19 protein-coding genes are annotated in these 24,380 nt (G+C 66.1%); 7 read left to right on the forward strand and 12 right to left on the reverse strand.

Features of this window, described 5'->3' with window-relative positions:
- Nucleotides 1–505: 505 nt before the first annotated feature.
- The 9 genes from fabG to xanC form a co-directional block, all read right to left on the reverse strand.
- A complete protein-coding gene (gene fabG / locus BJD12_RS11150; protein ID WP_042828311.1) occupies nucleotides 506–1,243 on the reverse strand; it encodes a 3-oxoacyl-ACP reductase FabG in 738 nt (245 codons plus the stop codon).
- A gap of 292 nt (nucleotides 1,244–1,535) precedes the next feature.
- Nucleotides 1,536–1,973 carry a hotdog family protein gene (locus tag BJD12_RS11155; RefSeq protein WP_005994989.1) on the reverse strand — a complete coding sequence of 146 codons (438 nt, stop codon included), beginning with the start codon at nucleotides 1,971–1,973 and terminating at the stop codon, nucleotides 1,536–1,538.
- Nucleotides 1,960–4,326: an MMPL family transporter gene (locus tag BJD12_RS11160; RefSeq protein ID WP_005994990.1), complete on the reverse strand. Its 2,367-nt coding sequence runs from the start codon at nucleotides 4,324–4,326 to the stop codon at nucleotides 1,960–1,962. Before BJD12_RS11160 ends, BJD12_RS11155 begins: the two co-directional genes overlap by 14 nt.
- 130 nt (nucleotides 4,327–4,456) lie before the next feature.
- Nucleotides 4,457–5,104, reverse strand: a complete 648-nt coding sequence (locus tag BJD12_RS11165) for a LolA-related protein (protein ID WP_039427219.1) — start codon at nucleotides 5,102–5,104, stop codon at nucleotides 4,457–4,459.
- A complete protein-coding gene (locus BJD12_RS11170) occupies nucleotides 5,028–6,002 on the reverse strand; it encodes a lysophospholipid acyltransferase family protein (RefSeq protein ID WP_005994993.1) in 975 nt (324 codons plus the stop codon). The genes BJD12_RS11165 and BJD12_RS11170 overlap by 77 nt, the downstream gene beginning before the upstream one ends.
- Entirely contained in the window at nucleotides 5,999–6,286 is a 288-nt protein-coding gene (locus BJD12_RS11175; protein WP_039427216.1) for an ApeI family dehydratase, read from the reverse strand. Before BJD12_RS11175 ends, BJD12_RS11170 begins: the two co-directional genes overlap by 4 nt.
- 11 nt (nucleotides 6,287–6,297) lie before the next feature.
- Nucleotides 6,298–7,047: a lysophospholipid acyltransferase family protein gene (locus tag BJD12_RS11180; protein ID WP_039429243.1), complete on the reverse strand. Its 750-nt coding sequence runs from the start codon at nucleotides 7,045–7,047 to the stop codon at nucleotides 6,298–6,300.
- 53 nt (nucleotides 7,048–7,100) lie between these two features.
- Nucleotides 7,101–7,784 carry a COG4648 family protein gene (locus BJD12_RS11185; RefSeq protein ID WP_005995000.1) on the reverse strand — a complete coding sequence of 228 codons (684 nt, stop codon included), beginning with the start codon at nucleotides 7,782–7,784 and terminating at the stop codon, nucleotides 7,101–7,103.
- 37 nt (nucleotides 7,785–7,821) lie between these two features.
- Nucleotides 7,822–8,091: a xanthomonadin biosynthesis acyl carrier protein XanC gene (gene xanC, locus BJD12_RS11190; RefSeq protein ID WP_005995002.1), complete on the reverse strand. Its 270-nt coding sequence runs from the start codon at nucleotides 8,089–8,091 to the stop codon at nucleotides 7,822–7,824.
- A gap of 265 nt (nucleotides 8,092–8,356) precedes the next feature.
- Here xanC and BJD12_RS11195 point away from each other — a divergent pair, with 265 nt between their 5' ends.
- Together BJD12_RS11195 and BJD12_RS11200 are read left to right on the forward strand one after the other, a co-directional pair.
- Nucleotides 8,357–9,724 (forward strand): NAD(P)/FAD-dependent oxidoreductase, encoded by a 1,368-nt coding sequence (locus BJD12_RS11195; protein WP_005995003.1) that lies wholly within the window; start codon nucleotides 8,357–8,359, stop codon nucleotides 9,722–9,724.
- Complete coding sequence (locus BJD12_RS11200) at nucleotides 9,721–10,728, forward strand: chorismate transformation FkbO/Hyg5 family protein (protein WP_005995004.1); 1,008 nt, start codon at nucleotides 9,721–9,723, stop codon at nucleotides 10,726–10,728. Before BJD12_RS11195 ends, BJD12_RS11200 begins: the two co-directional genes overlap by 4 nt.
- A 151-nt stretch (nucleotides 10,729–10,879) precedes the next feature.
- Here the strand turns inward: BJD12_RS11200 and BJD12_RS11205 are convergent, their stop codons facing one another.
- Nucleotides 10,880–12,223 carry an AMP-binding protein gene (locus BJD12_RS11205; RefSeq protein WP_050812892.1) on the reverse strand — a complete coding sequence of 448 codons (1,344 nt, stop codon included), beginning with the start codon at nucleotides 12,221–12,223 and terminating at the stop codon, nucleotides 10,880–10,882.
- A gap of 948 nt (nucleotides 12,224–13,171) precedes the next feature.
- Here BJD12_RS11205 and BJD12_RS11215 point away from each other — a divergent pair.
- The 4 genes from BJD12_RS11215 (at nucleotide 13,172) to hemF (ending at nucleotide 19,278) form a co-directional block, all read left to right on the forward strand.
- Entirely contained in the window at nucleotides 13,172–15,538 is a 2,367-nt protein-coding gene (locus BJD12_RS11215) for a S9 family peptidase (RefSeq protein ID WP_039426008.1), read from the forward strand.
- Between the two features lie 396 nt (nucleotides 15,539–15,934).
- Entirely contained in the window at nucleotides 15,935–16,651 is a 717-nt protein-coding gene (locus tag BJD12_RS11220) for an SH3 domain-containing protein (protein WP_005995007.1), read from the forward strand.
- Nucleotides 16,648–17,208 (forward strand): hypothetical protein, encoded by a 561-nt coding sequence (locus BJD12_RS11225; protein ID WP_005995009.1) that lies wholly within the window; start codon nucleotides 16,648–16,650, stop codon nucleotides 17,206–17,208. The genes BJD12_RS11220 and BJD12_RS11225 overlap by 4 nt, the downstream gene beginning before the upstream one ends.
- A gap of 1,170 nt (nucleotides 17,209–18,378) precedes the next feature.
- On the forward strand, nucleotides 18,379–19,278 hold the full coding sequence (gene hemF / locus BJD12_RS11240; RefSeq protein ID WP_005995282.1) for an oxygen-dependent coproporphyrinogen oxidase: 900 nt from the start codon (nucleotides 18,379–18,381) through the stop codon (nucleotides 19,276–19,278).
- Nucleotides 19,279–19,831: 553 nt separating this feature from the next.
- On the opposite strand, the gene polA is transcribed toward hemF, so the two are convergent.
- Nucleotides 19,832–22,612: a DNA polymerase I gene (gene polA / locus BJD12_RS11245; RefSeq protein WP_005995280.1), complete on the reverse strand. Its 2,781-nt coding sequence runs from the start codon at nucleotides 22,610–22,612 to the stop codon at nucleotides 19,832–19,834.
- A 76-nt stretch (nucleotides 22,613–22,688) separates the two neighbouring features.
- On the opposite strand from polA, the gene BJD12_RS11250 reads away from it, so the two are divergent.
- Nucleotides 22,689–22,979, forward strand: a complete 291-nt coding sequence (locus BJD12_RS11250; RefSeq protein WP_039423115.1) for a DUF2782 domain-containing protein — start codon at nucleotides 22,689–22,691, stop codon at nucleotides 22,977–22,979.
- Nucleotides 22,980–23,324: 345 nt separating this feature from the next.
- On the opposite strand, the gene tssA is transcribed toward BJD12_RS11250, so the two are convergent.
- Nucleotides 23,325–24,365, reverse strand: a complete 1,041-nt coding sequence (gene tssA, locus BJD12_RS11255; protein WP_039423155.1) for a type VI secretion system protein TssA — start codon at nucleotides 24,363–24,365, stop codon at nucleotides 23,325–23,327.
- Nucleotides 24,366–24,380: the final 15 nt, after the last annotated feature.

Genomic DNA, 24,380 nt, shown 5'->3' on the forward strand with positions numbered 1-24,380 from the left:
CGTGCCGGTCATGAAGGTCGAACAGATCGGCAGCCAAGCCGGCATACGCTGCTCACAACCATGCACACCGACACCGTCGACTGGTCCTTGCCCGGGCCACCGTCGCGGGACCTGACGCGGCATGGATGCCGGGTAAGCGCTTACAAGGACGTCCTTGCAGCGTGTCCCGTGAGGGTGCACGGCAAGGGCCCTGCAACGAAGGCCCAGATCGGCCGCTCCACACCAGACGCATCGGCACCATTCAATTCCCTCATCGAGGCAGCCGGAAGCTTGAGCTTCAGCGCAGCCTGGATGTTCTCAAGCCAACGTCGTCGAGGCGCGATGCCTCACCGCCTGAGGGATACGCCGCAAGTACGTGCATGTAGGCTCGGTGGTGGCATCCATGCCGCCACACGGTCCCGCAAGCGGAGAGGACATCGCATCTGGCAACGTGGTCGTGTGCTGGTGGGAACCACAAAGCCGACTGCGTCCATCTAGCGTTGGCACAGTTGTTTTGTTAGCCCCTTCAGCCCATCCCGCCATTGATGCCAATGACCTGGCCATTGATGTAGCCAGCCGCGTCCGAGCACAGGAAGGCGACCAGCGCGGCGACTTCGTCGGGTTTGCCGACGCGGCCGGCCGGCACCAATTGCTTGATCACCTCCGGCGCGAAACTGTCGCCGACCATGTCGCTTTCGATCACGCCAGGCGCGACGACGTTCACTGCGATGCCGCGGCTGGCCATTTCGCGCGAGAGCGACTTGCTGGCGCCATGTAACGCCGCCTTTGCGGCGGCGTAGTTGGTCTGCCCGCGATTGCCCAGCACTGCCGCCACCGACGACACGCTGACGATGCGCCCCCAGCGCGTGCGTGCCATCGGCAACAACAACGGTTGGGTGACATTGAAAAAGCCGTGCAGCGACACGTCGATGACGCGGTGCCACTGCTCCGCATTCATGCCCGCCATCGGCGCGTCGTCGTGAATGCCGGCGTTATTGACCACAATCTGGATCGGGCCGGCTTCCAGCAGGCGCTCAAGCGCCGCACCGCTGGCCTGCGCATCGGCCACATCGAAGGCCACCGCTTCGGCGCTGCCGCCGGCGGCCACGATCGCGGCAACCACCTCTTGCGCACGCGCCAGGTTGCGATTGGCATGCACGATCACGTGCCGGCCCTGCGCGGCCAGATGACGACAGATTGCACCGCCAAGATCGCCGCTGCCGCCGGTGACCAACGCACGACGCTGTGGAATGGATGTGCTCATGGAAATCTCGTCGAAGCCAGATCGCGGCAGGAGGCCCACCATCCTAGCGATTCGCAGCCGGCGCAGGAACAACCTTGCCGCATCCATCGCAGCAAGCTTTGTGTGCGAGATGCACGATCGGTCTACCGCATCGCACGTGCGTGCGCCGCTACGAAAGGCGTGCTGCCAGGCGCGGCGACACCATGGAGCGAATAATTGTCAGGTGAAGATGACGATGCACTCGGAAACCGAATGCACGCGTGCCATGCCTCACCGAGCCCTGGCGATGCGCGCAATCGATGAGTTGGCCGCGCTACGCCTGCGCCGCGCCCAGCATCACCGTGGCACGGCCTTCGGCGAGCAGCTGCGCCTGATGGGTGAGACGGAAACTGTATTGTTGGCTGTCCTCGCCTTGCATCAGCACCTGCGCTTCGCACTCGATGGCGTCGGGCAGGGCGTCCAGATATGTCACGTGCAGTTCCACCCCACGCAGCGCAACGAGCATACCCGGGCGCACCGGCTTGCCGGACGCTCGACCCAGCAGGCCACCATGTACGGCCATGGCCTGCGCGCCGTATTCGCATAGATGCACCGCGCGCAGGCGTCCATCCGCACGCAGCGGATGCATGTCGTTGCAATGCGCGTGACTGCGGACGACGATGCGCTGCGCATCACAGGTCACGACCTCGTCCCACAGGCACATGCTGCCCTGGTGCGGAATCAGCGTGGCAATCGCGTCACGTCCCTGCATGCGGCTCTCCGTTGGCACTGCGCTCCTGCGCTGGCTCGCGCGACACCAGCAACGCCAGGATGAAATTGAACAGCACGCCCAGTGCCACCGTGCTGCCGATCGCACGCAATACCGGAATACTGGAAGCGGCCAGCAGCGCGAACACCAGCAATGTCATCAGGCTGCACACGATCAACGCATGCAGCGTGCGCAGCTGATCGGCGTGATCGTCGCCGGCGTGATCGAAGAACAATGCGTAATCCAGGCCCAGGCCCGCGGCCAGAATCAGCGCGATCAAATGGAACAGATTGAGCTCCACGCCGATGCCGCGCAGGATTGCCAGGATCAGCACGGTGGTCAGCGCCATCGGCAACAACACGCGCACGATACGGCGCGGGCTGCGCAATGCGATCGCCACCGTCACTGCAAGCAGCAACGCCGCTACACCGAGGGCCCCCAGCACCCGGCCGCGGTAGGCGGCCACCAGCGATTCGGATGCGTCCTTGAGGTCTAGCAATTGCGCATCGCTGCCCTGCAACGCCGCCGCCAACACGGCCGGATCATGCATGCCTGTGAGTGACACCAGAGCGGTTGTACGATCGCCGCGCCCCAGCAGCAAGCCACCCACCGAGGTGGCCAGCGGCGAGCCGGTCAGATCCTTCGGCAGCAGCGGCGGTGCGCGCTTGGCGGCCTCCAGATCCTGCAGGAATGGCGCAAATGCATCGCTACGGAATGGCGTGGCCGCCACCGCGCGCTCGGTCAGCGCGCGCGCCTGCGCCGCATCCGGCAATGCCGCCTGACGCGCCTGTTGGGTCTTGGCACTGGGCAGATACCGCGCGGCCATGTCGTAGCCGGCCAGGGCGCCGTCGCGTACCAGCGCATCCAGCCGTGGCCGCAGCTGCTCGCTGGCCTGCAGCGCGGCCTCATCGTTGGCCGCAGACAGCGCGAGCACGTAGCGCACATCGGGCGCGCCGAGTTCCTGACGCAAGTGGGTGTCCTGCGCCAATGCCTTGGGCGGCACCGGGGTGAGTTTGGACAGGTCGTTCTGCCAGAACTGGCCGGGCGCGAACGCGATCACCGCACTACCGATCACCGCGATCACCGCCAGGCTGATGCGTGGCCGCGGCAAACGCGCGATGCCACGCCACAGCCCTGCCAACAGGCGCGAGTCGGCATAGTCGCGCGGGGCCGGGTCGATCAGCCATGGCAATAGCCAACGCGTGGTCACTGCCGCAGTGGCCAGACCTGCGATGGTGAACACCGCCAGTTGGCGCAAGCCATCCACGCCGGAAAACAGAAAAGTCACATACGCAATGCAGGTGGACACCACGCCAGTCGCCAGCGTCGGCCACAAATGCCGCGCGTTGTCGCGTGGATCCAGCCCGGGGCGCTGATGGCTGAACAAGTGGATCGGGTAATCCTGCACCACGCCGATCAACGTGAAGCCGAACGCCACGGTGATGCCGTGCACGCCATCGAACAGCAGCGCCACCGCGCCCAGTCCGGCGAGGCCGGCACTGGCCAGCGGCAATACGCCCAGCACCGGGATCTTCCAGCTGCGGTAGGCGATCATCAACAACAGCACCAGACCCACCGTATCCAGCGTGCCGATCCATTGCGACTCGCCCTGGGTGCGCGCGGTGATCTCCACCGCGAATGCACCTGGGCCAGTCAAGGTCAGCTGCGTCGTGGTGCCCTTGCTGACCTTCGCAAATGCCGCCCGCACCGCATCGTAGGCCAGTTGCTGGCCGGTGGGATCGAAGCCGGCCGCATGCGTCTGCACGATCAACAGGGCCGAGGTGCCGGCGCGATCGAACCACACCCCATTGCGCGTTTGCGGTGCGGCCGCCGGCTGAAGGGTCTCGGCCAGGTGTAGCACTTCCAGCGTCGGGTCGCGCGGCAGCAGCGGCTCCACCATCGCCGCTGCCGGCGAGCCCAGATCCTGCACGCGTGACTGCAGCGCCGCTTCGAGCATCGCCGCGTCCAGCGGTGCGGTGTCGAAGCTGTCGCTGAGCAGGTAGCGATACGGCAGCAAGCGCTCCGGAATTGCCTCCAACCCCGCAGTGCCACCATTGCCGACCAGCTCGAACAGCGCCGGCTGCGCGGCCAATGCATGGTGCAACCGCTGCGATTGCTCGGCCAGGGTGGCCGGGTCGCTATTGGACAAGGCCATCAGCAACAGCCGCGAACCCGGGCCTTCGCCCAGTTCTTCGATCAACAATTTTTGCGCCGGCGTGCGCGGGGCGGGCATGAATTTTCGTAGATCGCCCGTGACCTTGAGCGTCTCGCTCAACCAGAGCCCGGCCACCACCAGCACTGCCAGCCACAGCAAAGCCAGGCCAATGCGACGGTTTGCGTTCAATTCAAACGACATGCAACCGCCTCACTGCAACGGACGACGTCGAAGCCGTGAACGGTATCGGCTAGTGGTGCTACGACACCTTGTTCGCAAGCACACGACCTGGTGTTTTCGACGACGGCTGGCGCGACCTGCCCGTGCGTGGTCACGCGCCCGAACCGTGGCAGAGCGTGGTCAGCGCTGCGGCATCGCTGACGCTGGCTGCCGCACGTGCCGCACCGGCCAGCAGCGTCCGTTGCACATCGCCCTTGGCGGGGATGCTTTCGATGCAGCGCAGCTCATCGTTGCTACCGTACAGACGCAGTTCGCGCACTTGCTTGGCGACTGCGGCGTCTTTGGGCTGCAAGGTCAGTTGCCAGATCTGCGCTGTGCCTTGCCCGCTGAGACGATACTGCTGTTCCAGCAACGCGCGATCACCCGACAGCAGCGCGCCGAAGCCCGACTTCAACCCAGCCAGTTCGGGTACACGGCTCAACGAAAACTTGCGCGGCTGTTTGCCCTCGCGTTCGAGCACGCCTTCGTCGCCCCGCAAGGTGGTGGTCTCGCGATACGGCGCGCTGACTTCCCGCACCAGGGTCTGCGCATCCGGGCGACGGTAGTGGCCCTGCACGCGCAACGGCGTTTTCAGCAAAGCCGAGCCACGCAGTTCGATGAACTCGGTACTGACCGGTGCGGGACGTGCCAGGCGCTGCAGCACCTGCCCAACATCCAGGGCCTCAGGCGGTGCGGCGCATAGCGGTGCGGCGCTGAACAGCAGTATCAGCATCCACGGCAGGGTGCGGCGCATCGGCATGGTGTGTGTTCCAGAAATCGTAGAAGTTGAACCAGTTGTAAGGCGCATAGCGTGTGTAATGTTCCAGCCTGGCGGCGTAATCGCGCATGAGTACTGCCAGCACAGGCGCACGTTGCCGGCGCGGCACATCCAGACCTTCACTGAAGGTCTCGAACGCCAGCTCGTAATGGTTGCCGCCGCGATACAGGCCGAAGGCCAGCACCACCGGCACCTTGAGCGCGGCGGCGATCAACCACGGCGAGGTCGGGAACATCGCGTTGCGGCCAAGGAACATCGCCGGCAGCGCCGGGTCGCCTTCGCGCGGGCGATCGATCAGCAGCGCCACCAGCGCACCGGCGTCGGTGGCGTCCTTGATCGCCATGACGATCGAGGTTGCGTCCATGCCTGCATCGATGATGTTGGCGGCCAGCTGCGGGTTGAGCGCGCCCAGCAGGTCGGTCATCGCGCGGTTATGCGCCTTGTCCAGCACCACCTTGACCTGCACGTCCGGGCGCTCCGTGGCCAGCACGCGCAGCGCATCGAAACTACCCAGGTGCGATCCGAAGATCAGCACGCCGCGGCCGCGGTCCATCTGCGTGTGCAGTTGATCCAGCCCGGTGATGTCGACGCGGAAGCGCTGCATCTGCCCGCACAACATGTAGACGCGGTCCAGGATGGTCGACGCAAAGGTGTGGATATGCCGCGCCACATCGCGCAGCGTGGCCGGGCGGCCCAGCACGCGCGCCAGATAGGCACGCGAAGCGGCGCGCTCGGGCGCACGCACCAGCAAAAAGTACAGCGTGATCGGGTACAGCAGCGCGCGCCCCACCGCACGCCCGGCATGCCGGGCGATGCCGCGGATCAACCACAACGCAAAGCGCCCGCCACCTTCCGGACGCTGCTTCCAATGCTTGCTCATGCCGCCGCCTCCGCCACCAGTTCGCCGCTGACCAGCAGTGCATCGTCACGCTGCACGCGGAAGCGCCAACGCGGGCCTTCGCCTTCCAGCAGGATCGACGCGGTCTGCCCGGGCAGTAACGGCTGCACGAACTTCACCTGCGGCAGCCGTGCCGCGGCGCGTGGGCCATGCAGCGCCTCCACCGCCTGCAGCACATGGTCGAGCACGACCACGCCAGGCACTACGGGACGACCCGGAAAATGCCCGGGCAGGCAGGGATGATCATGCGGTACGACGAAATCCATAAGCGCGGAACTCAGATCCTGGGTTGAAGCATTGCAGCCACGGCCTTGTGTGCCTGCTCGGTCAATTGTTGGCGATCCGGCGCATCCGGCCCGGTGACCGCGATCGGCTCGCCGATACGCACGCGGATGATGCCGGGACGCACCCTGAACACACCATCCACCGGCAGCACCTTGCCACACCCGTCCAGCGCCACCGGAACCACCTGCACGCCAGCATCGATAGCGGCCTGCAGTAGCCCGGCCTTGAATGGCAATAACGCGCCGCTGCGGCTACGGGTGCCTTCGGGAAACAGACACAACTGTTTGCCCTCGCGCAGCAGCGCGGCCGCCTGACGGCGGACCAGTGCGCCGGCGCGCCGGCTGTCGCGGTCCAGAAACAGCATGCCGGTGGCGCGCGCATACCAGTTCACGAACGGCACCTTGAGCATTTCTTCCTTGAGCAGGAACCGCAGCGGAATCGGCAGCGCGTAGAACAGCGCACAGATGTCGATGATCGACTGGTGATTGCTCACGAACAGATAGTTCTTGGACCAGTCGACTCGCTCGCGCCCTTCCACGATCACCTTGGCGCCCGCGCCGCGAAACAGCACCGGCGCCCACATCCAGCTGCCCATGCGCAACAGTCGGTCGGCGTCGCGGGTGATCGCCAGCAACGCCAATGCATACACGATCCCGCCGGCGGTAAACGTCAGCGTGAACGCCAATTGCAGCAGATTGAACACACCCCACGCCAGGCGCGACGGCATCCTTGCCAACGGCATCTTTGTCTTGTCCCCGAAAATGTGCACGTACGTCGCTGCCCCTGGCCACGCACTCAGCGCAGCAGATCGCGCCAGAAGTCCGGCCCGAGCCGCGCCATCTGGCGCAAGAAGTCTGGCAGATTACGATAGGGACGCTGCGGAAACCAGCGACCGCGCACCAGATATTCCCCAATAAAGAACCCGCCAACCACGCCATACACCAGCAAATTGGCAAACAACGAGGCGCGTTCATCGCTGATCGGCAACGGGGAGGCATAGCCCAGTTGCGCCAGCACGCCGCTGGGTTCGGCGCACAGGGCCAACACCAGGTTGAGCAGGGTCAGGCCGCACAGCAGCAGCGCCCAGGCCAGCGTGAGGCGGCGCGTGTAACGGCGTTGTGGGGGCGTGATCGGCATGCCGGCCTGGCCGTACAGGCCTTCGACGATGCGCGTGATCAGCGGCGTGCGCCCGTGCCGCAGGCTACGCCCGAAGAACCAGGCGACCCATCCGGTGAACACGACCGGCGGCGCCGCAAGCACCAGCATGGCGTGCGGCGACTGCCACAACGCACCCAGGCCGGCCAGGATCAGCAACACCAGCGCCCACGCCCACGCGCGCCGCGCGACCATCGGCTCGATCAACACCATCAGCACCAGCATGGCGCCGGCGATCACGGCCAGGTCGGAGCGATGACTAGCGTTGGCCCAGTGGGCCAGCGGCGAGTACGCCACCGCCAACAGCACGCCCAGCCCCAGCACCCACGGCGGGGCATCGCTGGGCGCTGCGGTCGGACCTTCAGGCGGTCTTGTTGGCTTCGACATGCGCCGACAATGCGCGCAGCGACGCGAAGATGCGACGGTTCTCGTCGTTGTCCGAGCGCAGCTGGAAGCCGTAGCGCTTGCTGATCGCCAGCGCCAGTTCCAGCGCATCGATCGAGTCCAGCCCCAGCCCGGTGTTGAACAGCGGCGCTTCCGGATCGATGTCGGCGGGCTGGACGTCTTCTAGGTTCAGACTTTCGACCAGGAGTTCGGCCAGTTCACGTTCGGCAGCGGTTTGCGAGGACATCCAGAAATTCCAGGGTAAGGGTCGGTCAAAGTCTTAAGCAGGCAACCCACAGCGCACGGCCGTCGGTGGCGGCGGGCGGCGCGTCGAGCCGGCAGTGTACGTGGCGTACCTGCCGATTCCGAGCGCCAGGCCCGCGTCGCATCCGGCAATCGCTCTGTCTTGCATTGGTCGGCGTGCGTGGATCTCGGCGGACGCACAGATGTCCGGGCCGCCGGTCAGGCTATCATGACTGCATGACGCTCGCCCGCTGCAGGTTCGTTCCAGGATGACTTCCACTGTGTTGCGCCCCACCCCGACCGCCAAGCCGGCAGCCGGGCCGGCTCCGGGACCGGAGTGTCCGGATGTACTGATCATCGGTGGTGGCCCCGCCGGTTGCGCCGCCGCCATCGTGCTCGCCCAGCAGGGCTGGGCGGTGACCCTGCTGGAAAAAGAGCAGCACCCGCGCTTCCACATCGGCGAATCGCTATTGCCGATGAACATACCGATCCTCGAACGCCTGGGCGTGCTCGAACAGGTGCGCGCCATTGGCGTGCTCAAGCGTGGGGCCGACTTTCCCAACGACGCCGGCGGCTATAACACCTTCCGGTTTTCGCATGCGCTCGATGCCAAGGCCGACTACGCCTTCCAGGTGCCGCGTGCGCAGTTCGACCAGGTGCTGTTCGCGCGGGCGCGGGAGGTCGGTGTGGATGCGCGCGAACAGGTCAAGGTGGAGAGCGTGGCGTTCGATGGCGAGCAGCCGGTGCTGCAGGCACGTGGCGTGGACGGCGAGCGGCAGTTCCGCCCGCGCTATCTGCTCGACGCCAGCGGCCGCGACACCTTTATGGGCAATCGCCTCAAGCTCAAGCGCTCCAATGCCAAGCACCAGTCGGCGGCGGTGTTCAGCCATTTCCGCGGGGTGACCCGGCGCCCGGGCGAGGATGCCGGCAACATCAGCATCTACCGCCATGCGCATGGCTGGATGTGGCTGATCCCGCTGCCGGACGATGTGATGAGCGTGGGCGCGGTCTGCTACCCCGACTACATGAAGACCCGCAAGGGCGACAGCGAAGGTTTTTTGCTGCGCACACTGGCATTGAACCCGGAAGTGGCCGCGCGCATGGCCGATGCCGAGCGCGTGGCACCGGTGCATGCCACCGGCAATTACGCCTACGAATGCACGCGCATGGCCGGCCCGCGCTGGCTGCTGCTCGGCGATGCCTACACGTTTGTCGACCCGATGTTTTCCTCCGGCGTCTTCCTGGCCATGCACAGCGCCGAACGTGGCGCGGCAATGGTGGATGCGGTACTGCGCGCGCCGCAGCGCGAAGCCAGCCTGCAGCGCGCGTTGTCGCGCGAACTGGAGCGCGGCCTGAGCGAGTTCAAGTGGTTCATCTATCGATTCACCTCGCCCACCATGCGCGCGCTGTTCGCGCAGCCGCAGAACGTGTGGCAGGTGGAACAGGCTGTGGTGGCGATGCTCGCGGGCGACGTGTTCGACAGCCCGAAGGTGCGCCGGCGCCTGCGCGTGTTCCGCGCCATCTATTCCGTCACCGCGCTGTCGATGCTGCCGCGCGCCTGGCATGCCTGGCGTCATCGCCGGCGCCAGGCCCGGCTCGGTTTCGACGGTGACACCTTGCACAGAGACGCTCCATGACCGCACCAACGCTTCAGCCCAACCAGACCGTGCGTCATCCGCGCCTGCGGGTCGACTATGTCGATCAGACCGATCCCGCCGCGCTGCTACAGGATGCGCAGGTGTTGGCCGTGTTCGGCTTCGGCGATGCCGCGCCACACCTGGACGACCCGCGCTACCTGCGCGTGCCGCTGCAGCCTTATCGGGCCGATGTGCTGGAAGTCTGGCGCACCGATGCACCGGTGCGCAGTGGCCGCGACGGCAACATTGCCTGGTCCAGCGATGGCCGCCTGCAGTTCGGCGTGATCGAGATCGACGAGCGGGATGTGGAGATCGAAGAAGCCGCCGCCAAGGCGTATGCGGAGATCACCGCGTTCGTCTCCGGCAGCCAGACGCCGCGCCTGTTGCGCATCTGGAATTACCTGGACGCCATCACCCTGGGCAGCGACGACCGTGAGCGCTACCGCCAGTTCTGCGTGGGCCGCGCGCGCGGCCTGGGCGCCTTCGATGTCGCCCAGTTGCCGGCCGCTACCGCGGTGGGCCGCTGCGATGCCGAGCGCATCATCCAGATCTACTGGCTGGCCGCCGCCGATGCCGGCACCCCGCTGGAAAACCCGCGCCAGGTCAGCGCCTACAACTACCCGCGCCAATACGGCCCGCAGCCGCCGAGTTTTGCGCGCGCCATGCTGCCGCCCGTCGGCAGCGACATGCCGCTGCTGCTGTCAGGCACCGCCGCCGTGGTGGGCCATGCTTCGATGCATACCGGCCAGCTGTTGGCGCAGCTGGAAGAAACCTTCGCCAATTTCGATGCCCTGCTCGGTGCCGCACGCACGCACGCACCGGCGCTGCCCGCGCAGTTCGGCGCCGGTACCCGCCTGAAGGTGTATGTCCGCGAGCAGGACGATCTACCCAAGGTCGCGCAGGCCCTGGACACCCGCTTCGGCGACGCGGTGCCGCGCCTGCTGCTGCACGCGGTGATCTGCCGCGATGAGCTGGCGGTGGAGATCGATGGGGTGCACGGCTGAGTGATGTCGTGCGTGCCGGTGTGCCGCAGAGCGTGGCCTCCGGCTATTCCTGGAAACTCGGCCCACCTGTGCGTACATCCAGCGCCCCGCCAATGCGCAATCCGCTGACGGAGCCGTGGTCAATGGCCTGCCAAGGCATTGCCCGACCCGCTCAGCCGTTGAGCAATCCCAGCACCACGTCGCGCGGCAGTTTGCCGGTCTCGTTGCGTGGCAGAGCGGCGAGCTTGCGCAGGCGACGCGGCAGGAAGACCGGGTCGACGCTGACCCGTAACGCAGCCAGGATCTGCGCTTCGTCCAGGGTGGGAGCGACCACCAACGCGGCGATGCGGCCCACCGACTGCCCTGCGTCCGGTGCCAGCTGCACGATGATGCCGTCGATCACGCCGGGGATGGCGAGCAGACGGCGGGTGAGGTCGGCTAGCGATGCACGTTTGCCGGCGATTTCCAGCGAATCGGCCTGGCGTCCACGGACCTGGAAAGTGCCGTCGTCGGCCACCTCCATCATGTCGGCCAGCAACACCGGCGTTGCCAGATGCGGCGCGTGTATCAAAGTGCCTGCGGCCTGGGTTTCGAGTCGCACGCCGGGCAGCGGGGTCCATGCAGCGTCCAGCGCTGTGCGGCGCACGGCGAACACGCAGGTTTCGGTAGAGCCGAACATCTCGCGCACTTCGCCACCAAACCGTGCTTCGGCTGCGGCGGCGATCTCCTGCGCCAGCGGCGCGGTGGCCGAGACGATACCGGCCAACGGCGGCAACACCACCCCGGATTCGACCAGGGCGCGCAAATGCACGGGCGTGGTCACCAGCACGCGCGGGGCAGGAATATCGGCCAGCGCACGTGCCACATCATCCGGGAAGAACGGGCGGCCCGCGTGCACCGCCAGCTCGGTCACCATCGGCAGCAGCACCGACAATTCCATGCCGTACATGTGCTGCGGGGGCACGGTGGCCACCACGTGCGGCACCGCGTCGGTATGCGCCCACAGGCTTTGCAGCGCAACCAGATCCTGCCGCGTGCTGGTCAAAAAACTGCCCCAGGTCTTCGGGTTGGGTTGCGGGCTGCCGGTACTGCCGGAGGTGAAGCCGATCGCCACCAACGCATCGTCGGCCAGCTGCGGAATCGGTCCGTCTGCCTGCGGCAACTCGTTAGGCAGTTGCCAATACCGCGGCGGCGCCAGTTCCAACGCAAGATCGCCCAGGCAATAGGCATCGGCGTGCCGGGCCTGCACCTCGCCTACCACGGCCGGCGCGCGCGACGACGGCAGTAGCGACACCTGCCCGCGTAGCGCGCAGGCATAGAACGCCACCATGAAGCGGTAGCGGTCCTCGCATAAATTGACCGCATGGCGGCCTTCCGGCAGCTGTTGCGCCAGGCCATGCACATGCGCGATGAAGGTCGCCAGATCCACCGACTGCCCCGCACGCCACGCCAACGGCCGGCCAGGCGCGCCGACGGCCATGGGACGGGAAACAACGGAAGCAGGCAGGCTGGACATGTGCATCGACAATCGCAAAAGCGCGCTAGCTTGGCCGCCACCCGGGCTGCTGGCAAGTCGGGAGGTTTCCGGCGGCTGTCAGCAACCGCGACGCGTGCTGGGCGCAGAGTCCAGACCGGCAAGCGCTGAAGCCAGCTGGCTGGCCGGGTGAATCTTCAAGCGATCAGCGCAGCCTGACGCATGCGGACTGACCTCAAGACGGGCGCACATGGATATCGGTGGGTAGAAACACCGCTGCATTGCGCTGCCAGCTCAGTTGCACGCTGCGCAAGTTCAACCTGAGTGGTGGTGAGGCGCGCAGAATTTCCAGCTGGTGTTTTAGTCCATGCGCGTGCGGCTGCGCATTGCCTGCGACCGGGACGCTGGCATCGTAAATCCCGGTCGCCCCACTACCCACGTGCACAATTGCCAGCATTCGGCCGATACGTCTAGCGACGACACGTGCGCTGACTGCGCGCAGGACATGCCTCCGTGGAGAAACCACGATGTCGATTGGCAAGAGGCGCACGGATTGCCGGAGCGCCGGCATCGCACTGTGCAACATCTGCAGCGCACAACATCGACACAGGCTCAAACGCCAGTGGCCTTCAGCAACGCCTGCCGCAGACGCAAAGCAGTGCACAAGAACATCGCGCCATGTCGCAACGCAGCGCGCACGGTTAACCCCGACGATCACGCTGAAGCATTCACTGAGATGCGTCCTCACATTGATGGGAGTGGACGGCGCGGTTCAAGGTCGCAGCGTCATACAGCGCGCGCAGCAACGACGCGCGTTGCGCTGAGACGTCATCCGGCAGCTGCTAGACAGTTGCGCCCGCCTGGCGGCCCTGGCTCCGTAGCCACGGTGCGTGCGACGCGCGCACATGACCTGTGGCCCAAGCCCGTCGCGCAGACGAACTGCTAGGCTTGCGCGCTCTCCTTTGCGTCCAGTTGTTTCCGATGCCCAGATTGCTGCCGTTGACCCTTCTGCTGCTGGCTGCCACCGCGCATGCGCAGTCCACCGCACCGCTCACCATCGAACAGGTGATGGCCGATCCGGACTGGATTGGGCCGTCGGTCGATCAGGCGTGGTGGCAATGGGACGGCAAGCAGGTGCAATACCTGCTCAAACGCGATGGCAGCCCGGTGCGCGACACCTATCGCCAGGGCATCGACGGTGCGGCGGCAGAACGTGTGGCCGACACAGCACGCGCCGGCCTGGATGCGGCCAACCCCAGCTACGACGCGACGCGCCAGCGCATGCTGTTCGCGCGCAATGGCGATATTTTCCTGCGTGATCTGCGCTCGGGCGCACTGACCCAGCTGACCCGCAGCAACGAGGTCGAATCGCGTCCGCAATTTGCCAGCGATGGTGGTGCGATCTGGCGTGCGGGCAACAATTGGTACCACTGGCATGCCGATGGCGGCACCGCGCAGGTGGCTGTGGTCAAGGCCGAGCGCGACCCCAATGCCGCGCCCAAGGCCGATGTGCTGCGCGAGCAGCAACTGGCCACGTTGGCCACGCTGCGTCGCGACCGCGAACAGCGCGATGCGCTGCGCACGCAGGAAGATGTCTGGCGCCGCGCCGACGCCACGCGCGCAGCAGCGCCGGTGTATCTGGGCGATGAGGTGGAGGTCGTCGACAGCGCGCTGTCGCCGGACGGCCGCCACCTGCTTGTAGTGACCCAGGCCAAGGCTGCCGACGAAGGCCAGGCCGGCAAGATGCCCAAGTACGTGACCGAATCCGGCTACGAAGAATTCCAGGAAACCCGCACCCGCGTCGGCCGCAACATGCCAGTTGCGCATACGCTGTGGCTGGTCGATGTGGCCGCAGGCAGCGCGCGCCAGCTGTCCTTCGATGCGCTGCCCGGCATCGCCACCGACCCGCTGGCGGCACTGCGCAAGGCCGCCAAGCGCGACGCGCTCAAGGGCAATCGCGCGGTACGCGTGGAAAGCGATGGCGACGGCAGCGGCCCGGCGGTGCATTGGAGCGACGATGGCCGCAACGTGGCGGTGGAAATCCGCGCGGTGGACAACAAGGACCGCTGGATCGCCAGCGTGGATCTGGACAACGCCAAGCTGCAGTCGCGGCATCGGCTGAGCGATGGCGCCTGGATCAACTGGGACTTCAACGATTTCGGCTGGTTGCCCGACAACCGCACGCTGTGGCTGCTGTCGGAGGAATCCGGCTATTCGCAGCTGTACACGGTGGAAGGCAACGGCAAGCCGCGTCAGCGCACCCGTGGCAAGTGGGAAGTGTCGATGCCGGTGCCCAACGCCGATGGCAGCGGCATGTATTTCCTGTGCAACCAGAAATGGCCGGGGGATTACGAGGTGTGCAAGCTGGATCTGCGCACCGACCAGCTCACCGAGGTGACGGTCCTGAACGGCGTGGAAGGCTTCAGCCTGTCGCCGAACGGGCAGCAGTTGCTGGTGCGCTATTCCGGCGCCTATCTGCCGCCACAGCTGGCGGTGGTGCCGGCGGCGGGGGGCCAGGCCACGGTGCTCACTGACACGCGCACGCCAGCCTTCAAGGCGCAGACGTGGATCGCCCCGCAGTACGTGCAGGTGCCGTCAAAACACGGCGCCGGCACGGTCTGGGGCAAGTACTACGGGCCGCAGACGCCCGAGCCGGGCAAGCAGTATCCGATCGTGATGTTCGTGCACGGCGCCGGTTACCTGCAGAACGTCTCGCAGCGCTACACACCGTATTTCCGCGAGCAGATGTTCCACAACCTGCTGGTGCAACAGGGCTACATCGTGCTGGACCTGGATTACCGCGCATCGGAAGGCTACGGCCGCGACTGGCGCACCGCGATCTACCGCAACATGGGCCACCCGGAGCTGGAGGATTATCTGGACGGTCTGGACTGGCTGGTCGCCACCAAGCAGGGCGACCGTGCACGCGCCGGCATCTATGGCGGCTCGTACGGCGGCTTCATGACCTACATGGCGCTGTTCCGCAGCCCCGGCACCTTCAAGGCCGGCGCAGCGCTGCGGCCGGTGGGCGACTGGATGCAGTACAACCACGAGTACACCTCCAACATCCTCAACACCCCCGAGCTCGACCCGCAGGCGTACAAGACCTCCTCGCCGATCAACTACGCCGAGGGGCTGCAGGACCATCTGCTGATCGCCCACGGCATGATCGACGACAACGTGTTCTTCAAGGACTCGGTGGACATGACGCAGAAGCTGATCGAGTTGCACAAGGACAACTGGCAGGTGGCACCGTATCCGATGGAACGCCACGGCTTTACCCGCGCCGACGCGTGGCTGGACGAGTACAAGCGCATCCTCAAACTGTTCAACGAACAGGTGAAGCCGCAGCGCTGACTGATCCACTCGCCCGTTGAAAAGCGGGCCTTGCCGGCACTGAGACCCGTGGCTGGTCGCGGTGCCGGGACGAGCGTTTCCAGGCGCCAGGTCGCTGGCGACGTTACAGATGCGCGTTTGATGGTTGTCGGCAATCGCTTGCGCCGCCCTGTCCAGAAGCGATCGCCGCAGCGTGCAACCGCCTGCGCAGAGCTGACCGGATGCAACGCGTCGCGCAGCCAGCACGCAGACTGGTTGCGTTGCGCTCACCTCTCCGTACGCAAGTGGCTCTAAGCTTGATGCAGGATCGGCAGAGATTCGTGCGTTCGCTCTCTGCACCGGTTCCCCGCAAGACCGGTGCGCCGCCGGCCTGGCGGCGACCTTCCACTCATTGCTGGCGCACACAAGGTAGACGCGATGGGCCTGTGGGACCGTTTATTTGGACGCAAGACCGCCGTGGCAAAGCCGCCGCGCGCAGAACCCACCGTCGCCACGGCACCTGCCGACGATGCCGGCGAGGCAGCTGCCGAGATCGACCCTGCATTGCAGCCAGCATTAAGCGCGTTTCAGCGCGGCGACCACGTGGGCGCCTACAACGCTGCGCAAGCGCAGTTGCAGGCCGGTGCGGACGCGCAGCGCCTCTGCGCGCTGGCATTGAGCGCGCTGGATCGTTACCACGAAGCGTATCCGTATTGGCTCGCGCTCTATGAGCTGGAGCCGACCGCACACAACGCGCTGCAGCTGGCCACCACCTCGGTGATGTGTAACGAGATCGAGCGCGGCGAACAATGGCTGCTGACCTTCGACGACCTCAACGCGCAAGAGCGCTCAACCTCGCCAGCCACGGCGCGTACCAGCTTCCTGACCGCACTGACCCGAGCAGGTCACGGCGCGCATGCCTTGCCACATCTGGAGTGGCTGCGCGAAGCCTATGCCGGCATGTCGATCACCGACAGCCATTTCCTGTACGTTCGCGGCCTGCCGTTCCTCGAAGCATTTCTGGAGCGCAGCACCCCGTTACTGCGCGAGTGTCTGCCGGCCGATGCCCTGCCCGGCTGGTACGCACAGCTGCAACCCGCACTGGACCCGCCCGGGCAGGCCGCAGTCGCCGCGTATATCGCCTCGCTGCAATGAACACGGCGCTGCGCACATCGCCACAGTCTCGCGGCGGCTTCGTGTCGCCACTGGCATGGGTCTCGTTGTTGCTGGGCGTGGTCAGCGCATTGGCCAACCTGTTTCAGATCGTAGTGCCGCTGGCGGTGCCCGACGCCACCACGCTCGCCTTGCCCCCGGGGATCGCCTTGCCACCGTCGTGGCGGTGGGTGATCGACCACGGCATGGCGTTGTCGGTGATCGGCGTGGTGCTGTCGGTGGGGTTCGCATGGTTGAGCTGGGCGCTGCTGCAGCGACGCGAGTGGGCGCGCATCGGCTTTGTGGTGGTGCTGATCGCCACCGGGCTGCTCAATTTTGCCGGGCTGGCGTTGATCGGGCCGTTGTTCGACGGCGTGCAGGCAGTGCTGCCGGCCGATGTACTGCACAGCCCGGAGTGGCCGCAACTGCAGGCACGCCTGCAGGCCACGCAACAGATGGCACTGGTACTCATGGGCCTGGGCGCACTGGCCATCGGCTGCGTGCATGCAGCCCTCGCCTGGCGACTGTGCACGCCGTCTGTTCGCGCGGAGTTTGCCTAGGTCTAGTGACGTTGGCGCAGGCGAGGGCCATGCAGTCCGCGCGCGCATCGGCGGCCTTGCAACCAATGGCATGGATGCCGCCACGGAGCTTACATGGACGTACTTGCAGCGTGTCCTGCGATGGTGGGCGGGCAAGGGCCTTGCGGCAAACGCGAAGACCTGGGGTGCGCGGTGCCCTCACCGCTCGCGGGACACGCCGTAAACCCGTCCATGGGGGCTCGGTGGCGGCATCCATGCCGCCACACGGTCCCGCAAGCGGCGAGGACACCGCACCAGACCGTTGGCTGATGCTCTTGCTGAAGAACGAAACCAACGCGTCGCGGTTTCGGGGGGTTGCTGGTTGCCGTGCCAAACCCTGGGCACCGATCAATGCCACGGGTCCTTGCCCGCTCACCGTCGCAGGACCCTTGGCGGCATGGATGCCGCCACGGAGCTTACAGGGACGTACTTGCAGCGTGTCCTGCGATGGTGGGCGGGCAAGGGCCCTGCGGCAAACGCCAAGACCTCGAGCGCGCGGTGCCCTCACCGCTCGCGGGACACGCCGTGAATCCATCCATGGAGGCTCGGTGGCGGCATCCATGCCGCCACACGGTCCCGCAAGCGGCGAGGACACCGCACCAGACCGTTGGCTGATGCTCTTGCTGAAGAACGAAACCAACGCGTCGCGGTTTCGGGGGTTGCTGGTTGCCGTGCCAAACCCTGGGCACCGGCCACCGCCACTGGTCCTTGCCCGCTCACCGTCGCGGGACCCTTGGCGGCATGGATGCCGCCACGGAGCTTACATGGACGTACTTGCAGCGTGTCCCGCGATGGTGGGCGGGCAAGGACCAGTGGCAAACACCAAGACCTCGAGCGCGCGGTGCCCTCACCGCTCGCGGGACACGCCGTGAATCCGTCCCTGGAGGCTCGGTGGCGGCATCCATGCCGCCACACGGTCCCGCAAGCGGCGAGAACCGCACCAGACCGTTTGTCGCTGGTTTTGTTGAAGAACGAAACCATCGCGTCGTGCGGTTTCGTGGTTGCTGCGCTGAAACTTCACACACAGACCAACTCGACTGATCTTAGACGCTAACCGCCGCGGCACCTTGCCACCTTTCCGCGTCGCACTGCGACAAACTGGCGCGCTGGTGGGGGACGCACCGCGTGCAATGCACGGCTTAGAATTGGGCCATGAACGAATTCGACCGTGTACGCGATTATCTGACCGACCTGCAGGACCGTATCTGCGCCGCTGTGGAAGCCGCCGATGGGCGAGCGCGGTTCTCCGAGGATCTCTGGCAGCGTGAGGAAGGCGGTGGTGGGCGCACCCGCATCCTGCGCGACGGCGCTGTCTTCGAACAGGCCGGCATCGGTTTTTCGGATGTGTCCGGCACCCGCCTGCCGCCGTCGGCCAGCGCGCACCGCCCCGAACTGGCGGGCGCCACCTGGCGCGCTTGCGGCGTGTCGCTGGTGTTTCACCCGAACAATCCGCACGTGCCGACCACGCATATGAACGTGCGTTACTTCCGTGCCGAACGCGATGGCGAGGTGGTGGCTGCGTGGTTTGGCGGCGGCTTCGATCTGACGCCGTTCTATCCGATGGATGAAGACGTGCAGCACTGGCACCGCACCGCTCAGGCGCTGTGCGCGCCGTTCGGCGAGGAGCGCTATGCCGCCCACAAGCGCTGGTGCGACGAGTACTTCTTCCTGCGCCACCGCAACGAAACTCGCGGCGTCGGCGGGCTGTTCTTCGACGACCTGGGCCAGGACTTCGAGCGCGATTTTGCCTACCAGCAGGCGGTGGGCAATGGCTTCCTGGATGCCTACATGCCGCTCGTACAGCGCCGCAAGGACGAGCCGTTTGGCGAGCGCGAGCGCGAATTCCAGTTGTACCGCCGCGGGCGCTACGTAGAGTTCAACCTGGTCTACGACCGCGGCACCCTGTTCGGGCTGCAGAGCGGCGGGCGCGCCGAGAGCATCCTGATGAGCCTGCCTCCACGGGTGCGTTGGGAATACGGCTACAGCGCCGAACCCGGCAGCGCCGAGGCACGATTGCTGGACTATCTGGTACCGCGCGATTGGCTGGGCTGACTGCCCCACACCGTGCGGCCCAAGGCGCTGAAATCTTTTCCCTGTGAGGATTAGGGTCAGCGCCTTTATTCATTGGCTCATGCACGCGTATTCACGCGTATTCACGCGTTCAGATTCGCTCACGCTAAAAGCCGCATCGCGGAAATGAAACGCTGTGTTGATTGAGTGAGTTAATTATCCCTATTTAAATTTGTGATCTCAGCTGCAAACGCATCGACTAATGCTTCGCTGCAGCACCATCATTGCTATTCTCAATGCCGGAAATAAAAAAGCCCCGCAGACCAGGGGGAGGTCGGCGGGGCCAGGGAACGGAAACTTGGGGAGGAGTTTCCGCTCCGAGATCTGCTCCAGGGGATGGGAGAGATCTGCCGACAGGCGTTGCGCCCGTCGAGGGATATAACACCATTTTCCACATTGATGGATCGTGAAGATAACTGTTAAAAAAATGTATAATTTAACGGTTATTCATTCCTTCGATCTTGATGAATCCGCATTATGTTTGACCAGCTTATGGCTGGTCTGCGCATTCAGCATATCAGCGCGATTCGCTGCGTCAGTGCGCCTCGTCCCAGTTATCGCCCACGCCCGAATCCACCACCAGCGGCACGCGTAATTGCGCCGCCGTCGCCATGCGTGCGGTGACTTCGCTCAGCAGCGTATCGACGAAATCGATGTCGGCTTCGAACACCAGTTCGTCGTGCACCTGCAGGATCATCAGGGCGCGCTGCGCGTGCTCGGCGATCCAGCCATCCACGCTGACCATCGCGCGCTTGATGATGTCGGCGGCAGTGCCCTGCATCGGCGCGTTGATGGCCGCGCGCTCGGCGCCGGCGCGCTGGCCCTGGCTGCCGGCATTGATGAAGTCCAGATACAGCCGGCGGCCGAACACGGTTTCCACGTAGCCCTTGTCGCGCGCCTGCTGGCGGGTGGTTTCCATGAAGTCGCGCACGCCCGGGTAACGGCTGAAGTACAGCGCGATGTAGTCCTGTGCTTCGCCACGGCCGATGCCCAGCTGGCGGGCCAAGCCGAACGCGCTCATGCCGTACATCAGGCCGAAGTTGATCGCCTTGGCGGCGCGGCGCTCGTCGCCGCTGACGGTGTCGATGGTGCGGCCGAACACTTCGGCGGCGGTGGCGCGGTGCACGTCCGCGCCGGACTCGAACGCGCTCACCAGCCCGGGGTCGCCGGACAGGTGGGCCATGATGCGCAGCTCGATCTGCGAGTAGTCGCAGGCAATCAGCTTGCGCCCGGGCGGAGCGACGAAGGCGCGGCGGATGCGGCGGCCGTCTTCGGTGCGGATCGGGATGTTCTGCAGGTTGGGATCGGACGAGGACAGCCGCCCGGTGGCCGCGCCGGCCTGGTGGTAGCTGGTGTGCACGCGCCCGGATTGCGGGTGGATCATCTCCGGCAGCTTGTCGGTGTAGGTGCTGCGTAGCTTGGTCAGGCCGCGGTATTCCAGGATCACCCGCGGCAGCTCGTGCTGGTCGGCGATGGCTTCCAGCGCCTCTTCGTTGGTCGAGGGCTGGCCCTTGGGTGTCTTGACCACGGCGGGTAGCTTGAGCTCGTCGAACAGCAGCGCCTGCAGCTGCTTGGGCGAGTCCAGGTTGAAGGTGCGCCCGGCCAGCTCGGTGGCCTTCTGCTGGGCAGCGAGCATGCGCTTGGACAGGTCCGCGCTCTGGCGGCGCAGTTCGGCCGCGTCCACGCACACGCCGTTGGCTTCGATGCGGGCAAGCACTTCCACCAGCGGCATCTCGATGTCGCGGTAGACGCGCTCCAGCCCTGGTTCGGCGGACAGCTTGGGGCCGAGCACCTGATGCAAACGCAAGGTGATGTCGGCATCTTCGGCGGCGTAGCGGGTGGCGTCTTCCAGGCTGACCTGCGCGAACTTGATCTGCTTGGCCCCCTTGCCGCAGACGTCTTCGTATTTGACGGTGTCGTAGCCTAGATAGCGCTTGGCCAGGCTGTCCATGTCGTGGCGGGCGCTGCCGGAATTGAGCACGAAGCTCTCCAGCAAGGTGTCGTCGGCATAGCCGGCCAGCTCGACGCCATGGCGGCGCATCACGTGCAGGTCGTACTTGCCGTGCTGGCCGAGCTTGCGCAGCGCAGGGTCGGTGAGCAGCGGTGCCAGCTGGGCCAGTGCCTGGGTGCGATCGAGCTGGGCCGGCGCGCCGGGGAAGTCGTGGCCGAACGGCAGGTACGCCGCTTGGCCGGGTTCGGCGGCCACGCTGAGGCCGATCAGGTTGGCCTGCAGCGGGTCCAGGCTGTCGGTTTCGGTATCGAAGGCGAACTGGCCGGCCGCGCGCAGGCGGACGATCCAGTTGTCCAGCTGCGCCTGGGTGAGGATGGTCTCGTACTGGCCGGGCGCGGCCAGGGCCGGGTCCAGCTCCACCGGCGCGCTGGCCGGGCCGGAGACGAACCCGGTACCGCGGGCGCGACCGGGTTCGGTGCGGGCCACCGCCATGGCGTCGGTCTGCACGCCGGCAGCCGCGGCGCCGCCCAGCTCGCGCAGGGCCTGGCTGAAACCATAGCGGGCGTACAGCACGGCCAGCGCTTCGGCATTGGGGTCGCGCAGGTCCAGCGCACGCGGGCCACTGGCCAGCACTACGTCAGTCTTGATGGTGACCAACTCACGGTTGAGCGGCAGGCGTGGCAGGGCGGCGCGCAGGTTCTCGCCGATCTTGCCCTTGATCTTGTCGGCGTTGGCGATCACGCCGTCGAGCGAGTCGTATTCGGCCAGCCATTTGGCGGCGGTCTTGGGGCCGCACTTTTCCACGCCGGGCACGTTGTCGATGGCATCGCCCATCAGCGCCAGCAGGTCCACGATCTGGTTGGGCCGCACGCCGAACTTGGCGATTACCGCCGCGTCCGAATCCATGCGGCTGCCGCTCATGGTGTTGACCAGTTCGATGCCCGGACGCACCAGCTGCGCGAAGTCCTTGTCGCCGGTGGAGATGGTGACGCTCAAGCCATCGCTGGCGGCCTGCAGCGCCAGCGTGCCGATCACATCGTCCGCTTCCACGCCGTCGATGCGCAGGATGTCGATGCCCAGCGCATGCACGATGTCGCACATCGGCTGCACCTGCGCGCGCAGGTCATCCGGCATCGACGGGCGGTTGGCCTTGTAGTCGGCATACAAGTCATCACGAAATGTCTTGCCGGGCGCATCCACCACGAACGCCACGTACGCGGGGCGTTCCTTCAAGGTGGCGCGCAGCATGTTGACCACGCCGAACAGCGCGCCGGTGGGCTCGCCCTGGGCATTGGTCAGCGGCGGAAGCGCGTGGAACGCGCGATACAGGTAACTGGACCCGTCGATCAGGACTAATCTGCTCATGGCCCAATTCTACGCTGCACGCTCACGCCACACCGCGCCAGCGCATACTGGCCGACGACCTAAACGGATGACGACAATGAAGAGAGCACGTCTTTTGCTGTTGCCGCTGCTGCTGCTCGGCGGCTGTGCCACCACCTCCGGCGGCGCTGCCGGCGACGGGATCCCTGCCGGTGCCGATGTCACCAGCAAGACCATGGGCAATGGCGACAAGGTCGACGAATATCGCGTCAACGGCCAGCTGGAAATGGTGCGCGTGACGCCTGCCCGCGGTGCGCCCTACTTTCTGTACGACCGCGACCACGACGGGCATACCGATGCCGAGAAGGACAAGGTCAACAAGGTGTATTGGCAGCTGTATCGCTGGTGATTCGGGAGGTGGGATTGGGGATTGGTCGGCAAACGTCGGAGGGTTGAAACGCTTCGTGGCTTTGCGTTGCCGATCACCGGTTCGGTACGGGTTGGGGGCGGTGTGGCGATGCTTGGAGAGATGGCCTGTTCTGGCCAGGGCAACAGCGCTCGGCACATCTGCGTCGTGCGCCACCGGTCCTGCATTGTTGTGATGAGACGCGTGGGTGCATTCCCCACGCTCCTCACCTATGGCGGGCGCGCTGCTTCACTTCTTGCAGATTGCTGAGCCTATGGCCCGGCTTGCTGCGGCTGGTCCGGCGCACTGGCTGGTTGGCTGCCCCACGTGGTCGGCCGCATACGCGGCTCAGCTGTCTTCCAGCGGGCCGGTGACGCGTTGCAGGTCGTCGATGCCGGCCGGGGCCAGTTCCTTCATCAGCGCCAGGAAATCGCAGCCGACCAGACGTTGCGCGCGGCGCAGCAGCATCGGCACCGGGCTGGATGGTTCGTGCCGGGCGTAATAGGCGCAGATCTCTTCCAGCCGTCGCTTCACATCGTCCGGGCCGGCGATCTCGCCGGTACGGCGCATGGCAGTGGTTGGCGTGGTGGCGTGATCTTCTCCGGCAGCTTGCTCGCCATCTTCGGCGACCGCCGTGGTGCCCTGCCGCGCCTGCCAGTGCGGCAGCACGAAACGCTCCAGATCGCGCAGGTCGGTCAGCAGCGGGCGCAGGTCCGGGGCAGCAGTGCCAACACGTTCGCTCAGCAACGCATCGATCGCGCGCGCCTGCAGCAGCGCCTCGGCGATGGACTGGGCGGAGGCAGCCAGCGTGTCCGGCGTGCAGTCCAGGCAGCAGGCTTCGATCTCGGCCAGGCTGGGGCCGGTCTGGCCCTCGGGCAGTTTGATGCTGCCGTTGGCCACGCGCAGGTCGCGCAGGCTGAAGCGGCCCAACCGCGGCGATTGCACGAATGGCGTGGTACGCAGCGCGCCGAGCAGACCCATCGGGTCGCTGAGACCGACCAGGGCATTGATCCGCGAGGTCGGGTCGTTGTCGTCGTCGGCGTCCAGCTGCGGGTGCACGCTGTCCCAGTGCTGCTCCAGCAGACCATGGATCAGCGCCAGGGTGTCGGCCCAGCCCGGCAGGCCGCGCAGGCGCAGCCAGGCCGCACCCAGTTTGCCGGCGATGCGCAGGTCGCGGCTACGCCGACTGAGTTCCAATGCGAGCGTCTGCACCTTGTCCCAGTCGGGTTCTTCGGCGGCGATGACGCTGTCGCCCAGGCTGCGCTCGGCGCGGATGGCCGAGTCGCGTTCCAGGCGCAGGAAGTCCGGGTCGTATTCCAGGTCCGGGCCGGCCGGCGCGTCGTCGCTGACCGGAGCGAGCAGGGTCTGCAGGGTGGTGTCGTCGTGCATGGCAGGGGCTCCGTC

Source organism: Xanthomonas vesicatoria ATCC 35937, assembly GCF_001908725.1.
GTDB classification, from domain to species: domain Bacteria; phylum Pseudomonadota; class Gammaproteobacteria; order Xanthomonadales; family Xanthomonadaceae; genus Xanthomonas; species Xanthomonas vesicatoria.